This window comes from Citrobacter telavivensis (assembly GCA_009363175.1).
Lineage (GTDB): Bacteria > Pseudomonadota > Gammaproteobacteria > Enterobacterales > Enterobacteriaceae > Citrobacter_A > Citrobacter_A telavivensis.
Window position 1 is genome coordinate 1,763,389 of record CP045205.1, and the last position, 16,043, is coordinate 1,779,431.

Annotated in this window: 7 protein-coding genes; 2 read left to right on the forward strand and 5 right to left on the reverse strand. The window is 57.4% G+C overall.

The genetic code is table 11. From position 1 onward, the window contains the following. Nucleotides 1-19: 19 nt before the first annotated feature. Together GBC03_10625 and smpB are read right to left on the reverse strand one after the other, a co-directional pair. Nucleotides 20-10,759 carry a BapA prefix-like domain-containing protein gene (locus GBC03_10625; GenBank protein QFS70631.1) on the reverse strand — a complete coding sequence of 3,580 codons (10,740 nt, stop codon included), beginning with the start codon at nt 10,757-10,759 and terminating at the stop codon, nt 20-22. Nucleotides 10,760-11,380: 621 nt separating this feature from the next. Beyond that, nucleotides 11,381-11,863, reverse strand: a complete 483-nt coding sequence (gene smpB / locus GBC03_10630; GenBank protein QFS70632.1) for an SsrA-binding protein SmpB — start codon at nt 11,861-11,863, stop codon at nt 11,381-11,383. Between the two features lie 130 nt (nt 11,864-11,993). Between smpB and ratA the strand changes: the two genes are divergently transcribed. Together ratA and GBC03_10640 are read left to right on the forward strand one after the other, a co-directional pair. Continuing rightward, the gene (ratA, locus tag GBC03_10635) at nt 11,994-12,470 is read left to right on the forward strand and encodes a type II toxin-antitoxin system toxin RatA (GenBank protein QFS70633.1); all 477 of its coding nucleotides are present in this window, start codon (nt 11,994-11,996) and stop codon (nt 12,468-12,470) included. Then, nucleotides 12,460-12,750 (forward strand): RnfH family protein, encoded by a 291-nt coding sequence (locus tag GBC03_10640; GenBank protein QFS70634.1) that lies wholly within the window; start codon nt 12,460-12,462, stop codon nt 12,748-12,750. Before ratA ends, GBC03_10640 begins: the two co-directional genes overlap by 11 nt. A 54-nt stretch (nt 12,751-12,804) precedes the next feature. On the opposite strand, the gene bamE is transcribed toward GBC03_10640, so the two are convergent. The 3 genes from bamE to nadK all read right to left on the reverse strand — a co-directional run bounded on the left by bamE (nt 12,805) and on the right by nadK (nt 15,924). Beyond that, complete coding sequence (bamE, locus tag GBC03_10645) at nt 12,805-13,149, reverse strand: outer membrane protein assembly factor BamE (GenBank protein ID QFS70635.1); 345 nt, start codon at nt 13,147-13,149, stop codon at nt 12,805-12,807. A 149-nt stretch (nt 13,150-13,298) separates the two neighbouring features. After that, on the reverse strand, nt 13,299-14,960 hold the full coding sequence (gene recN, locus GBC03_10650; protein ID QFS70636.1) for a DNA repair protein RecN: 1,662 nt from the start codon (nt 14,958-14,960) through the stop codon (nt 13,299-13,301). Between the two features lie 85 nt (nt 14,961-15,045). Further along, the gene (gene nadK / locus GBC03_10655; protein ID QFS70637.1) at nt 15,046-15,924 is read right to left on the reverse strand and encodes an NAD(+) kinase; all 879 of its coding nucleotides are present in this window, start codon (nt 15,922-15,924) and stop codon (nt 15,046-15,048) included. Nucleotides 15,925-16,043: the final 119 nt, after the last annotated feature.

The window sequence follows — 16,043 nt, forward strand, 5'->3', positions numbered from 1 at the left end:
GTCGTTCTGGAGACCTTTATCAGGTCACAATGTGGTTTTGTTCGATAAGCTCCGTCAGCGTGGTTTGTACATTCTCCAGGGTCACCAGTTGTGTGGAGTGATAAGTACTGCCTGTCCCGTCACGGTCAATAGAGATGATGGTGTTGCTGCCGCTGGTGCTGACGCTGAGATAGTTGCCAAGCGTCGCGGTTTGTCCGTTCCAGCCCACCAGCAAATCGCCGATATCAATCTTGTCGCCCTGCGCCAGCGAGAAGTTTTTCCAGGTATCCGTACCGTTACCGCCCGTGGCATCACTGGCGTTGAGCAGGTTGTAGATCAGCGTGTCGCCATACACCGAGCCCACCAGTACATCGCTTTGTGAGGTACTGGTAACCTGCGGGGCGATATCCACCGTCAGCGTGGCGCTGTCGGTATGACCGTGGGTGTCATTCAGCGTGTAGCTAAAGGTCTCCTTCGCCGTGATCGAAGAGAGGGCCACGCCGTTGTTGAGCGTGTAGGTATACGAACCGTCGGCGCGAATTTGCAGTGAACCGTAGTGGCCCTGAATGGTGGTGGTGGCGCTGGAGTAAGGATCCAGCGTGGCGGTACTGCCGTTAAAGCCGGTGATAGTCAGGCGCGTATCGACGGTGTTCAACTGGTCCATCGCACCGGCGGAGTCGCTGCCGTCAAAAATATTGCCGGTGACGGTATGCGTGCCGGAGGTTTCGAAGTTATCCAGATCGACCGTCGTGCCGGTGATTTTCGGCGTAATGGTTGCCGCGCCTGCCAGCGTGTTATTGCCGGTGAAATTCAGGGTGTAGGTGCCGCCATCCAGTTCCAGCCCGCTCAAATTGACGGTCACGGAGGCACCGCCCAGCGTGATGTTGGCGACCGGCACCGTGCCGGAGCGAATGATCACGCCGTTTTCCACTATCGACCAGTTGATGGTCAGGTTGCCCAGCGTGACCAGCGTTGAGACATCAAAGACGATGGCCGCACCTTTCAGAATGGTGCCCGCCGCGACGTCAAAGGTGCCGCTGCCGCTACCGGTTCTGCCAAGTAACCCCCAACTGGCGCTACCGACGGTGGAATCCAGATAGCCTGTGGTGTCCTGAGCCGCCGTGGCCAGCAGGGTATCGCTGACATCGTTCACGGCATCCAGCCCACGGGCGGTCGGCTGGATATTGAGCGATGCGGTATCGGTATCCCCGTTGGGTGCTTTCACCGTGTAGATGAAGCTGTCCGGCGTTTTGGTGCCGTCCGCGCCCACGCCGCTTTTCAGGGTGTAGGTGTAGTTACCTTTGGCATCAATGGTCAACGTGCCGTAAGTACCCACAATGGTCGTGGTGCCGGTTGCGGCAATCGCCACACCGTTCACCTGTGTCACCAGCGTACCGACGGGCGCGATGTCGTCGTTCAGCACATTGCCCTGGGTGGAAGTGGTCAGGCTGTCAACGCTGTAAACATGGTCCTCAAGCACGTTAAGGGTGTAGCCGGTGAGCGCCGTAATGCCAAACGCCGGATTCAGCAGGAACAGGTATTCACCGCCCGGCAGGTTCAGCGTCAGCTTATCGGACTGACCGCCCAGCAGCGGCGCGTTTAACCAGTTTTTCTCCACTCGCCACTGCTCAAACTGCTGGGTGACGTCGTTGAAGCGATAAATGTACAGGTCGAAGCTAGATGCCACCGCCACGCCGCCAATGGAGGATTGCAGCGTCATGGTGCGCGTTGAACCCTGCTCGACGTCGAAAATAATCGGGTTACTCAGTTTGTCCAGCACGCCCAGATCCAGCACGTTGCCCAGACTGACGTTCACCACCGTAAAGCCGCCCTGCGAGGACGTCCCGTTGTTGATGGCCTCCACATGGGTGTCGTAGGGCAGAGTGGCGACGTTATCCACGGCGGTCACGCTGCTAGCCGGCGTGTCATTGCCCAGAGTAATCACCAGCTTCGCCGACGCGCTGTTGCCGCCGCCGTTGATGGTGTAGGTGAAGCTCTCCGTTCGGCCAATGACCGAGGCAGGACTGTTCGGGTTCAGCGCGTAACTGTAGGTACCGTCCTGATTGATCGTCAGCGTGCCATAGACGCCCTGGATGACGTTACTGCCAGCCCCCAGCGTAAAGCTTTGTCCATTGGCGTTGGTGACGGTGGTGACGACGGTATCCAGTGGGGCGCTGTCGTTATTCAGCACGTTGCCGGTTTGCGGCGTGGACGTGGTGATGGTGCCGGCGCTGGTCTCTTCGACGCTGACGTTCAGTGCGGTATAAGAGCCGGTCGCCAGCAGCGCCGTATTGTAAGTCAGAACCCGATAAGTGCCGCCCTCCAGTCCGGACACGTTCACCGTGACGCCGCTGCTGCCGAGCGTCAGCAGATTGGCAAACTGCGACTGCGCGGTGTCGATGACGGTGGTCCATGAGTTGGTCGCGGCGTCAAATTTCTGGATCGCCACTTCCTGAGTATTCAGCAACGAGAGCACGACCCCGGTGGTGCTGGCATCGATCACCAGATTTGCGCTGCCGCCGTCCTGAATAGTGAATTCAACGGCTGCCGTATCGTTACCCAACACGTTCGCCACATTGCCCAGCGCGCCAACCAGCAGCAGGCCATAGTCGCTGAGCTGCTCGCTGGTTACGGTCGCATTTGAGGTGAGCTCCAGATTCTCCACGTTATCGCTGGCCGAGATGGGCAGGGTTGGGGCGGTGACCTGCGTCGGGGTCGAGGCGTTGCCGACGGCGTCCGTGGCGCTGACGCTGATGTTCTCGCCGCTGGTCTGTTTGCGATCAAAGGTATAGGTGTAATTCCCGCTGCTGTTGGCGGTGGTGGTGACCGTTAAGCCCGTGCTGAGGGTGATGGACACCGTACTGCCCGCTTCGGCAGTGCCGCTGATGCTGGCGCCGTCGCTGCTGATGGTGCCGGTTGGCGTAGCCGTGACCGTATCCACCGTGACGGTATAGCCTGATGACAGCGTACTGGTGCCGTTGGTATTGGTGGCCGTAGCGGTGAGGACGTGCGTCCCGTCGGCGATATTGGCCTGCGGGGTCAGCGACCAGTTGCCCTGCGCATCCACGCTGGCGCTACCAATGGAGACACCGTCTCTGTACACCGTGATGGTGGAGAACGGTTGGCCCGTCCCGTTTAACAGCGGCCTGGCGTCATTGGTGGCCTGACCATTGGCCACCAGTCCGGTTATCGACCCTACATCGTCCGTCAGCGAGGCGATAACGGGTGCGCCAGGCAGACCACTGAACGGTGCAATGACGCTGCCGGACGTTCCGGTGTTACCCGCTTTATCCTGGGCGACCACCTGCAACGTTTCTCCACCGACCTGCGCCGGATTAATCAGAATGTTAAAGCTGCCGGTGGTCCCGTCCGCGACGCCGGTTCCCAGTACCGTGCCGTTGCTGCTGGTGATGGTGACGGTGCTGCCAGCCTCTGCCGTCCCGGTGACGTGGCTGCCGTTGGTGACCACCGCCAGGTTGGTCGGCGTGCCGGGCGGGGTGGTATCCACCACGATGGTCGATGCCGCCGACGAGGCGCTGACGTTGCCCGCCGCGTCGGTGGCTTTGGCGGTAAAGGTATGTGAACCCTCCGCCAGTGCGGTAGTGGGGGTAAAGCTCCACGCGCCGCTGGCATCCGCCTGAATGGGCGTTGGCGTGAGTAACGTCGCACCGTCATAGATATTGATGAATGCCCCCGGTTCACTGGTCCCTCGCAGTTCCGGCAGGGTGTCATTCGTGCTTTGTCCGCTGCCGACGGGACCCGTGATGTTGCTGACATCATCAAGAATGGTGGCGATCACCGGCGCGTTTGGTGCCAGCGTATCCACCGTGACGCCAAAGCTGGCGGCCGGGCTGACGTTGCCCGCCGCGTCGGTCGCGGTCACCGCAAGGGTATGCGCGCCGTTGGTTAAGGCGGTTGTTGGCGTGAAGGTCCAGTTGCCGTTCGTGCCGACAACAAGGCTACCAATGACCGTGCCGTTATCGGTAAAGGTCAGCGTGGTGCCCGGTTCCGCCGTGCCGTTAAGCGTGGGGCGGGTGTCGTTGGTGCTCTGATTGGGCGAGAGATTGCCGGTCTGCGGCGCGCTGTCATCGACCACTGACGCGATCACCGGTGCCAGCGGCGCGGCGGTATCCACCGAGATGGCGAAGCTGGCTGATGGGCCGACGTTACCGGCGGCATCGGTCGCGGTGAAGGTCAGCGAATGATTCCCCTGTCCCAGATCGCTGGTGGGGGTAAAGGTCCAGGTCCCGTTCGCCTCGACCGTCACGCTGGCGAGGGGAACTCCGTTATCCACGATGCTGATCGTGGCCCCCGGCTCACCGGTGCCGGTGAAACCAGGACGCGCGTCGTTAGTGGTCTGACCGCTGGTCAGACTGCCGGTGACCGGGCCAACGTCATCCAGCACATTGCTGATTACTGGCGCGCCGGGCGAAACGGTATCGACCGTCAACGCAAAATTTGTTGACGCTGGCCCGGTATTGCCCGCGCTATCGGTGGCGGTGACTCTCAGCGAGTGGGCACCCTGAGAAAGTCCATCCGGTCGGTAGCTCCAGCTCCCGCCTTCGGTCACGGTGGTCGTACCCAGCAGAACGTTGCCATCGTAGACATTAATGGTGCTGCCAGGTTCGCCGGTGCCGGCAACGATCGGGCGGGTATCGTTTGTGCTTTGCCCGCTGGTGAGATCGCCGGTTCCTGGCGTCACGTTATCGGTGACGCTGACGATGATCGGGGCAACTGGCGCAACGGTATCAACCACCACGGTAAAGGCGGTGCCAGGGCTGACGTTGCCCGCGGCGTCCGTCGCGGTCACATTGAACGTGTGCGAACCGTTGCCCAGCGCGGTAGCGGGCGTAAAGGTCCAGGCACCTGAGCCATCGGCTTGTACGGTGCCCAGCAGCGTGGTGCCGTCAAAAATACTGACGGTACTGTTAGCTTCGGCGGTCCCGGCAAGCGTTGGTCGTGTGTCGTTGGTGCTTTGCCCATTGCTCAGCGTTCCGCTATTGGGGGCGACGTCATCGGTAACGGAGCTGATGACAGGAGCCGATGGCGACTGCGTATCTACCGTCAGGGAGAACGCGGCTGACGGGCCTTCGTTACCTGCTGCATCCGTCGCCGTGACGCTCAGATTATGCGGGCCGCTGCCTAACGGGTTATCCGGAGAGAGTGACCAGCTTCCGTCGGTGCCCACCACCACGCTGCCCACGGCGAGACTACCGTCATACAGCGTAACGGTAGAACCTGGCTCCGCCGTTCCCTGGAAGGTTGGCTGAGTATCATTGGTGCTTTGTCCGTTCGCCAGCACGCCGGTTGCCGGGCTGGTGTCGTCGGTGACGCTTTGAATCACCGGAACCCGTGGCGCGGTAGTATCGACGTTCACCGTCCAGGCAGCAGAAGGCGCGCTGACGTTACCCATCGCATCGGTGGCGGTGACGGTTATCGCGTGCGAGCCGGTGGCCAGCGTCGGCGCGGTGAAGCTCCAGCTACCGTTGGTGACCAGCGCGGTGCCGATTTTTACCCCATTGTCATAGACGGTAATCGTACTGCCTTCTTCGGCGCTGCCGCTAAAGTCGGGCGTGGTGTCGTTGGTGCTGCCGCCGTTGCTGATGACGCCCGTCTGCGGCTCGCTGTCATCCACCGCGCTGGCAATGGTTGGTGCCGCCGGTGGCGTGGTGTCCACCACCACCACAAACGCTTGCGACGCGAGGCTGGTATTTCCTGCCGCATCGGTGGCGGTGATGGTCAGATTGTGGCTGCCATCCCCCAGGCTGGTGGATGGAGTAAAGCTCCACGCGCCGTTAACCACCTGCACCTGGCCAAGGGGCGTATTGCCATCGTAAATTGTGATGGTTTCACCGTTGGTGCCGTTGCCGCTCAGAGTGGGGCGGGGATCGTTGGTCGTCTGCCCGCTGGTCAGCGTTCCCGTACCGGGAGCGACATCATCCGTCACGCTGCCAATCGCAGGTTGTGTCGGTGGGGTGAGATCAACAGTGATGTTCACCACGGCGGACGCTTTGCTGCTATCCCCGCTATCGACAACCTGGAAGGTGTGCGGGCCTTCGCCTAACTCGGCGGCGGATGTCCAGCTCCAGTTGCCGTTTCCGTCGACCTGAACGTTCGATGCGACAACGCCACCATCGACCAGAATGTTAACCGTCGAGTTCGGCGTGGAGAAACCGCGCAGTCCCGGCTGCGTGTCGTCGGTGGTTTGCCCACTCTTCAGGTCGCCCTGAACGCTACCCGTATCATCGACGATGGCGCTGATGACCGGCAGCCCGGTGCCGGAGCCGTTAAAATTAGTGGGATCGCTGTTGTTGCCCGCAGCATCCTCCGCCGTGGCGGTCAGCGAATTGAGACCCGTTTGCGCAGGCGTGACCTGAATCTGGAAGGTGCCGTCCGTCGCCACGCCGGATCCAATGACATTGCCGCCGGTGTCGCGGATAGTCACCGTGCTGCCGGTTTCCGCCGTACCGCTGACCGTTGCGCCATCGGCAGAGATTGTCACATCCTCCGGCGCTGCCGGTTTAGTCAGATCGACGTTTAGCGCGATGGAGGCAGAAGGTCCGCTGATGTTACCCGCCGGATCGGTGGCCGTTGCCGTCAGCGTGTAATTGCCTTCGGTGAGCGGTGAGTCCGGGACGATCGTCCAGTTTCCGTCGGAATCGACTTCGGCAGTGCCGATAACCGTGACTCCATTCGACAAGGTGATGGTGCTGCCGGGTTCGCCGGTGCCGCTAATGGGCAACTCGGGCTGATTGGTGACTGCCGGATTGCCTGGCGAGGTGATAAACGGCGCGTCGGGCACCTGGGTATCAATGGTGATGCCAATCGCATCCGATGGCTGACTGGTGTTGCCTGCGGCATCTTTTGCCGTCACGGTAAAGTTGTAGTTGCCTTCGACAAGGTCGCTGTCCGGAGTGAAACTCCAGACGCCATCAATGACCTCGGCGGTGCCAATCGGCACGCCGTTATTCAGAATGGTGACGATGCTGCCCGTTTCGCCCGTCCCACTCAGCGTCGGGGTGGCATCGTTGGTCTGTCCACCATCGTTCAACGGTCCGCCGTCATCGTTGACGGTCAGCGTTGGCGTGCCTGGAGCCTGAGTATCCACGCGCACGATGCGTTCCGGCGAGGTGCTGCTGTTACCGGCAGGATCGGTCGCGGTCACCCGGATGTTATGATCGCCCTGTGACAACGGGCCCGTCGGTTGAAAACTCCAGTTCCCGGAGTTGTCGATAACCAACGGCGACTGTTCAACACCGTCGAGGGTAATGGTAATGGTGTCGCCAGGCGTACCGCTTCCGCTCAGCAGCGGTCGCGTGTCATCGGTATACTGGCCGTTATCGAGTATGCCGGTCTGGCTGCCGACGTTGTCGGTGACGGTCAGGTTGGGCACGGCGGGTGGGGTGGTATCCACCAGAATGCCGATTGGTGCGGAGGGCTCGCTGACATTGCCCGCCGGATCGGTGCTGGTGAGGCTAAAGACATGGTCACCTTCATCGAGAGCATCCGACGTGTAGCGCCAGGTGCCGTCAGTTATCGTGACGGTGGTGACCAGAACGCCATTGTCGTAAATGCTGATGATATCGCCATCTGTTCCTGTGCCGCTCAGAACGGGCTGGGTTTCATTGGTCGCCTGGCCGTTGGTCAGTGGGGCATCAGCGCCATCCGTCAGCGTTAGCGTGGGGGCATCAGGCGCGGTGGTGTCCACCGTAATGGTTATGGGGATGGATTTATCGCTGGTGTTGCCCAGAGGATCGCTGGCGGTGACGCTCAGCGTGTGATCGCCTTCGCCCAGCGCGGGGCTCGGGGTAAAGCTCCAGCTACCGTTTTCATCGACCTCTGTCGTGCCAATGACCGCCGTTCCGTCATACACCGTGATGATATCTCCGGCGGTGCCGCTGCCGCTTAACACCGGCTGTGTTGCATCGGTTACGTCGTTATCCGCCAGTTCACCGACGTTGCTGCCGGTGTTATCCGTCAGGGTTACGAGCGGAATAGCCGGCGGTGTGGTATCGACCGTAATGGTGATGGGAGCAGACGGTGTGCTGGTATGGTTTGCGGTATCAGTCGCCGTGACGGTGAAGGTATGGTCGCCGTCGCCCAGCACCGGAGTGGTGAGCGTCCAGTTGCCGTTGTTGTCTACAGTGACCGTTCCCGCCAGCGGGATATTTCCGTCCCGAATGGTGATGGTTGCGCCGGGTTCACCGGTTCCGCTGAAGGTTAGCTGATTGTCATCGGTAAGTTGCCCGTCACCCAGATTGCCTTTCTGCGCGCCGATATCATCAACAATCGAACTGACGACCGGGGCATCCGGTGCGGTGATATCCGGCGCCACGACCTCGTACGGCAGGCTGGTATTGCTCGCGGCATCCGTGGCGGTGACGCTCAGCGTTTCACCGTTGGCCTGCGGCGGGTCAAGCGCGATCGCCAGCGTGCCGCTCTCCGGGACCGGACCGGATTGCGCCAGCGTATTACCGTTACTGTCTTTAATCGTAATCGTACTGCCAGGCTCGGCGGTGGCGGTCAGGACGGTGCCGTCCTGAGAAATGACCGCCGTGGGGGACTGCGGCGGTGTGGTATCCGGTGCGGTGACGTTGGCTGGCGTGCTGTTTTGATTCGCCGGATCGGTCACCGTGGCGGTAAGCGTTTCGCCGTTGGTTTGTGGCGTGTCCAGCGTAACGGTGAAATTCCCTTCGCCGTCGGTTTGACCATGGCCAATCGGGGTGCCGTCCGGATCGCGAATTGTCACCGTGCTGCCGGGTTCCGCTGTCCCCGTCACGGTGGTGCCATCATCCGAAACCTCCAGATTTCCGGCGGGCTGCGGCGGGGTGGTGTCCGGGGCGAGGGTGGTCGCCGGTGGACTGGTCAGATTCGCCGGATCCTTGACGATGGCGGTTAAAATTTCGCCATTGGTTTGCGGCGGGGCCAGCGTGACGGTAAATGAGCCGTCGGGTAGAACAAGTTCAGACCCCAGCGGGGTGTTGTCGCTACCGTAAATCGTCACCGTCGTGCCGGGTTCGGCGGTACCGGTCACCGTTGTCCCATCCTCAGATACATCCAGATTGCCTGCTGCCTGCGGGGGAGTGGTATCAGGCGCTGTTGCATTGGCGGGCGGACTGTTATTTCCCGCCTTATCCGTGGCGGTCGCGGTCAGAACCTCACCGTTTACCCGTGCCGGATTGAGCGGGAAGCTGAATTTTCCTTCACTATCGGCGGTCACGGTGCCGAGTGTGGTGCCGCTGGCATCTGTAATCGTGACTTTACTACCCGCCTCGGCGCTGCCGGTAAGCACGGTTCCGTTTTGCGAGACGAGCAGATCGTCGGGAACTGCCGGAGGGGTGGTATCCACGGTGACCGAGAATTCCACCGTGTTGCCGCTGACGCCGTCCTCTGTGGTCTGTGTGGCGGTGTAGTTGTGCAATCCTTCAGGCACACCGCTCAGCGCGAACGACCACGTGCCGTCGTCGGCGCTCGCCGTCCCGATAGCGATACCGTTTTCGTAAATGGTCACCTCCGCGCCAGGCAGCGCGGTCCCCGTGAGGGTGGGGGTGGTATCCTTCGTAAACTGACCGCTGCCTAACGTCACGGCGGTGGGTTGCGTATCATCAATGATGCCGATAATGACGGGGGCATCGGGGAAACCTGAGTCGGAACCGAAGAAGGACGCTTCGTCGCCTTCGTTGCCTGCGGCGTCAGAAATATCAGCATAGAGCTGCTCGGAATCGGTTTGTGCCGAGTTGAGGCGAACGGTAAACCGACCGGTGTCATCGACCTGAATGGAGGCAAGAATATGGTGTTGATTGTCGAAAATCGTGACGACGCAACCTGCTTCTGCGAGCCCGGATACCCAGAGTCCATCTTCAGAAACCGTTAGTCCGGAAACCTCATCCGGGGCAATGGTATCGACGGTAAAGGTGAAATCGCCGGAGACGGCGCTGGTGCTACCGTTTTCGTCTGTGGCGGTCGCGGTTAGCACATGTTCACCGTCAGAAAGGGGCGCGTCGGGTTGATAGTGCCAGTTACCCTGTCCATCGACGACGACGGTTCCCATTACCTGCCCGTTGTCATAGAGGGTGATGAGGGAGCCCGCGTCACCGGTACCAGAAATCATCGGCTGGCTGTCGTTGGTGGTCTGGTTCACCTGAATGGCGCCGGTGATGCCGGAAACGGCATCCACTGCGCCGGTAATCACGGGGGCAGGCGGTGGTGTGGGGTTTTCTCCTCCCGGAGGGTTCGTACCGTTATCGCCGCCGCCGTTGCCTCCGCCTCCGTTATTTCCGCCCCCCTCACCCGGTGTACCACCGTTACCGGAACCATCATCAGGATTGCCGTTGTCGTTATCATGATGGCTACTGCCGCCGCCACCCGAGGACGCTATTGCCGCGATCCCACCGGCGGCAACCGCCCCACCCAGCACCCACGGCCAGATAGCCCCACCTTCGTGAGATTCTCCGGCGGTGACAAGCAGATCGTCAATGGTTGAAATTTGTTCAAAGTGCAGGCCGCTTTCCGGATTTTCCACCCACCACAGTGCGCCGTGACTGTCTTCCAGCACCAGTTGGCTGGTTCCCTGGTCGTTCGCCACATAGAAATTTTTAACGGTCAGTTTTTCACCAGAAGTAAAGACGATCACCAGATCCTGATTCACGCGAGTCAGTTGGCTGATATCGCTACGCTCTGCGGATAATTTCACAATGGAAGGGGCATTAAGTGTGACTTCAGAGGCTTCAACATTGGTGGAAACGCCCGTCAACTTGGATATAACGGCGAGAAGACGCATATGTTCACTCCTGATGGCTTGCTCTGTGCATTAATTCTTTAAAATCACCGGGCAAGGAAAATGAGCAGACGAGCGATCCCGTTCATCAGGTCGATGAATTGTCGCCGGTGATTTCAATGTGAGTGTCACGCAGATGATGGTTTCTGTTGTGTTGAATAACCCTTTGTTTTTTGTGATTCACTGGTACTTTCGTATTAGATGATATAGTCAGAAAGCGCTCATCCTGCAACTTAACGCATATTTGTGATTTGTTTAGCGAGGGTGAAATATATGCTTTTTTACGCCATCTGGCGAAGCGTAGCAACCTGACATAACAAGAGGGGGTAACTTATCTTTCTGTGTTATAAGGTTTTCTTTGATTGATGTGAGCAGGGTTAATAATCGATTTCTTACACAAACTGTATTGTTATTTCTGAATGTTAAAACGTCAAAAAAAATTATTTGAAGTATTGGGTAATTGGGCTATGTCCATAATATGAAAATGGCTGAGGATATATTCTTGGCAGTGTTGATGTTTCAACAGAAATAGAAATAAAGGCGGGAGAATATATTTTTGGAGGTCCAATATGTCAATAATAATGACCCGTCCCAAATAGAGAGACAGGTCACACAGTAATGCGCTTAACGACCTGCATGTTTCATAATGCGCGCTTTATCCAGTTGCCATTCACGATCCTTCAGATCGGAACGCTTGTCGTGCTGTTTCTTACCCTTCGCCACGCCAATTTTGACTTTGCACCAGGCATTTTTCCAGTACAGAGAAAGGGCGACAACGGTGTAGCCTTCACGGTTCACGCGACCATACAGTGAGTCAAGTTCACGCTGATTCAGCAGCAGTTTACGGGTACGGGTGGGATCGCATACCACGTGCGTGGAGGCCACCGCCATTGGCGTAAAGTTAGCGCCGAACAGGTAAGCTTCACCGTCTTTCAGGATCACGTAGCTGTCGCCGATGTTGGCCTTACCGGCGCGCAGGGATTTCACTTCCCACCCTTGCAGGGCGAGTCCCGCTTCGAACTCTTCTTCGATAAAGTATTCGTGTCGCGCACGCTTGTTGAGCGCGATGGTGGCTGAGCCAGGTTTGTGTGCTTTTTTCTTCGTCATAGTGCCGCTCAGTATAGGTAATCTGGAATCGAAAAACACCCCATTTCATCCTTCGGGGGGCAAGGGGATATCTTAGCATGAACAAGGTTGTACCCTGTTGTGGGATAGCGTTTTTTTTACCTTGCGATAAATGATATTATTTGTTCGATTTTTGTTGATGGAAATAGCTATGCCGCAGATTAGTCGAACCGCGTTAGTCCCTTACAGTGCGGAACAGATGTATCAGTTAGTGAATGATGTTCAGTCCTATCCTCAGTTTTTACCGGGTTGCACCGGCAGCCGCGTTCTCGAGTCTACGCCAGGACAGATGACGGCTGCGGTGGATGTCTCTAAGGCGGGGATCAGTAAGACGTTCACCACGAGAAATCAGTTAACCAATAACCAGAGTATCCTGATGCAACTGGTCGACGGTCCGTTCAAAAAACTGATTGGCGGCTGGAAATTTACGCCGTTGAGTTCAGATGCCTGCCGTATTGAGTTTCATCTCGATTTTGAGTTTACCAACAAACTGATCGAGCTGGCGTTTGGTCGTATCTTCAAAGAGCTGGCATCCAATATGGTGCAGGCTTTCACGGTTCGTGCCAAAGAGGTCTACCGTGTCGCCTAAGATTGTCGTTGAGGTGGCCTACGCGCTGCCTGAGAAACAGTATCTGCAACGGGTGACGTTGCAGCCGGGGGCGACGGTCGAAGAGGCTATCCGCGCGTCGGGGTTACTGGAACTGCGTACGGACATCGATCTGACAAAAAGCAAAGTCGGTATCTACAGCCGTCCGGTCAAGTTGGCGGATGTGTTACAGGATGGCGACCGGGTTGAAATCTATCGTCCACTGATTGCCGATCCGAAAGAGTTGCGCAGACAGCGGGCAGAGAAATCGGCGAAAAAATAGCGGATAACAAAAAAGGTGCTCACAGAGCACCTTTTTTGTTATCAGAAGACAAGCTTATCGGTTGTCGGTCAACGCAGGCTTGTTATCGATATTGGTCAATACGCCGCTGCTGTTGAAGGTCAACGTCAGCGTTTGCTGCGTGACGCCTTCATGGCCCGGCTGTTGACGGAACACATAGAACCAGGTGTTGGTGCCAAACGGATCGGACATCATCGGCGTACCCAGCGCATAGGCAACCTGCTGTTGCGTCATGCCCACACGAATTTTGGATACATCGTTCGCAGTCAGATAGTTCCCCTGGTTGATATCAGGGCGGTAAACCACTCGCTCCAGAGTGGAACAGCCTGCGGTCAACATCAATAATACTGCTGCGGCAGCAGTCAGCGTTTTACAGCGCATAGTGATTTGATTCCTTTTCGGGCCCGAGCAGTACGTGGCTCATATGTAATATGCCGATGATAATAGACCTTTCACCACTTTAAAACCTTTTGCTTACGGGTCCGACGGCGTTTTTGTTGTCTACTCTGACCGTTGAGGTGCAAAAAAGTTTACGCCGCCAGCAGTTCTTTCGCATTTGCGAGGGTGTTTCGCGTCACTTCGCTGCCGCCCAGCAGGCGCGCTAACTCCTGCAACCGTGCGCGTTTGTCCAACGGTTGCATATGCGTTTCGGTCATTTCGCCGTCCGTCTCTTTGCTGACAAAAAAGTGCTGATGACCGCATCCCGCCACCTGCGGAAGGTGGGTAACGCACATCACCTGGGTCGATTCTCCGAGCTGACGCAGCAATTTTCCGACGACTGCGGCGGTTGGGCCGCTGATGCCAACATCGACTTCATCGAAAATTAGCGCCGGGGTTTCCATCTTACGTGCGGTAATCACCTGAATCGCGAGGGCAATACGCGACAGTTCTCCCCCGGAGGCCACTTTGGCAATCGGCTGCATCGGCTGACCTGGGTTGGTGGTCACTTTAAACTCGACGCGGTCCGCGCCGTCCTCGCTCAGATGATGCTCATCAAACGTGACGTCGATGGTGAAACGACCGTGCGGCATAGAGAGTGAGTGCATACTCTCGGTAATCAGGGTGCTCAGTTCTTGTGCATAATGCTGACGCTGCTCATGCAGCGCTTTCGCCGCCTCCAGCGCCTGCTGGCGATGTTTATTCACCGACAGGGTCAGGGTTTCCAGTGAGTCGGCCTGATCGTCAAGTTGCTGCTGTTCCTCCAGCAACGACTGATAATATTGCGGCAGCGCTTCCGGACTAACATGATGTTTACGGGCCAGTGAAATTTGCTTCGAGATGCGCTGTTCCAGTTCGAACAGCCGATTAGGATCTAAATCCAGTCGATCGCAATAGTGGCGCAATTCGTCGCTGGCTTCCGTTAATTGAATGGTCGCCTCTTCCAGCATATCGAGAATGCCTGAGAGTTTACCGTCCATACCGACCAGTTCACTGACCAGTTGCTTCGCAGTATACAGCTGACTTTGCAGGTTAACGTCTTCACCGTCCGCCATCAGCGATAGCGCATTCTGGCTGGTGGAGAGAAGTTGACCGCTGTTGGCCAGGCGTTTGTACTCTTCATCAATCAGCTCAAACTCACCCGCCTGCGGGTTAAATTCATTCAGCTCTTTAAGCTGATATTGCAGCAGTTCCGCACGGGCGGCGCGTTCCTGGCTCTGCTGCTGGTGGTGTGCTAAATCACGGCAGCTCTGGTGCCAGAGTTGGTAGCGCGCAGCCATATCCTGTACCAGCATGGATTCATTTGCGTAGCCATCGAGCAGGGATTTTTGATGTTCGGCTTTAGTCAGCAACTGATGCGCGTGCTGGCCGTGAATTTGAATGAGTCGTTGCCCCAGTTCGCGAAGCTGAGAGAGCGGAACCGCCGTTCCGTTGATAAAGCCACGGGAGCGCCCGTCGCTACTGATCACGCGGCGAAGTAAACACTCACGTCCTTCTTCAAGCTGGTTTTCTTCCAACCAGCGCTGGGCAGCAGGTGTGTCTTTCAGCGAAAAACGGGCGCACAGGTCGGCACGGCTGGCGCCAGCACGAACCATGTCGGCTTCAGCACGACCGCCGAGGCACAGGCCGAGCGCATCAATTGCAATGGATTTACCCGCCCCGGTTTCACCGGTGATGACGGTCATTCCACTCTGAAAATCGATCTCAAGTTCACGAACGATAGCAAAATTGCTGATGGTCAGTTGTGCTAACATAGCTGTTTTCCTGTATGAAAAACCATAACTGTAATTACATACAGTATAAACTGGTTTTTTATACAGTAAAGAGGTTGGCGTTAAATTAAAATAATTTTTTTGACCAGCCCAGTTTGGTGCTTAATGTATTGAAATAGCTGTAATCTTTTGGGTGGATCAGATTCAGGTGGTAATCACAGCGACGGATCAGCACATCTTCACCTTCCTGGATAGGCAGCGCGATCTGACTGTCGCAACTGATTTCGAGATCGTTACGGCGATGCGAGAAGCGTAGCCGAATGGTGCTGCTGCTGTTGATGACCAGCGGACGCGCCGAAAGGGTATGCGGAAACATCGGTACCAGTGTAATGGCGTCAAGCGACGGGGTCAGAATCGGCCCGCCGGCTGACAGGGAATAGGCGGTGGAACCGGTTGGCGTTGAGATAATCAGACCATCGGAACGCTGGGAGAAGGCAAAGCTTTCGTCAATATAGACTTCAAACTCAATCATGTGTGCAACCTTGCCGGGGTGCAGCACGACCTCGTTAATGGCGGTACTGATGCGCTTCTGACAGTCCTTCTGACAGACCTGCGCTTCCAGCAGAAAACGTTTTTCCGCGACGTAATGGCCTTCCAGCACGTCGGCGAGTTGTTGCTGTGCGTTATCGGGATCAAGGTCCGTCAGAAAGCCAAGATTGCCACGGTTGATGCCGATCACCTTGATGTCGTATCGTGCCAGGGTACGCGCTGCGCCGAGCATGTTGCCGTCGCCGCCGACGACGACCGCGAGGTCTGCCTGCTGACCAATCTCCGCCAGGGTGCCGATTTTCACATTCTTCAACTGCAACTCGTGAGCGATTTGCTGCTCGACAATGACCTCATACCCTTTAGTGCATAACCAGCGGTAGAGCATTTCATGTGTCGTGAGTGCCGTGGGGTGACGAGGATGCCCCACAATGCCAATACACTTGAAATGATTATTCATTTTTTCGAGGTCCTTGTGATGAAGATTGATGACAATGTGAGTGCTTCCCTTGAAACCCTGAATCTGATCCCCATAATAAGCGAAGTTAGCGAGATGAATGCGAAAAAAACGCGGAGAAA

Bases quoted from the DNA above. Each gene is read 5' to 3' on its own strand.
- GBC03_10625 (QFS70631.1), bottom strand. From the start codon at position 10,759: ATGCGTCTTCTCGCCGTTATATCCAAGTTGACGGGCGTTTCCACCAAT.
- smpB (QFS70632.1), bottom strand. From the start codon at position 11,863: ATGACGAAGAAAAAAGCACACAAACCTGGCTCAGCCACCATCGCGCTC.
- ratA (QFS70633.1), top strand. From the start codon at position 11,994: ATGATATTATTTGTTCGATTTTTGTTGATGGAAATAGCTATGCCGCAG.
- bamE (QFS70635.1), bottom strand. From the start codon at position 13,149: ATGCGCTGTAAAACGCTGACTGCTGCCGCAGCAGTATTATTGATGTTG.
- recN (QFS70636.1), bottom strand. From the start codon at position 14,960: ATGTTAGCACAACTGACCATCAGCAATTTTGCTATCGTTCGTGAACTT.
- nadK (QFS70637.1), bottom strand. From the start codon at position 15,924: ATGAATAATCATTTCAAGTGTATTGGCATTGTGGGGCATCCTCGTCAC.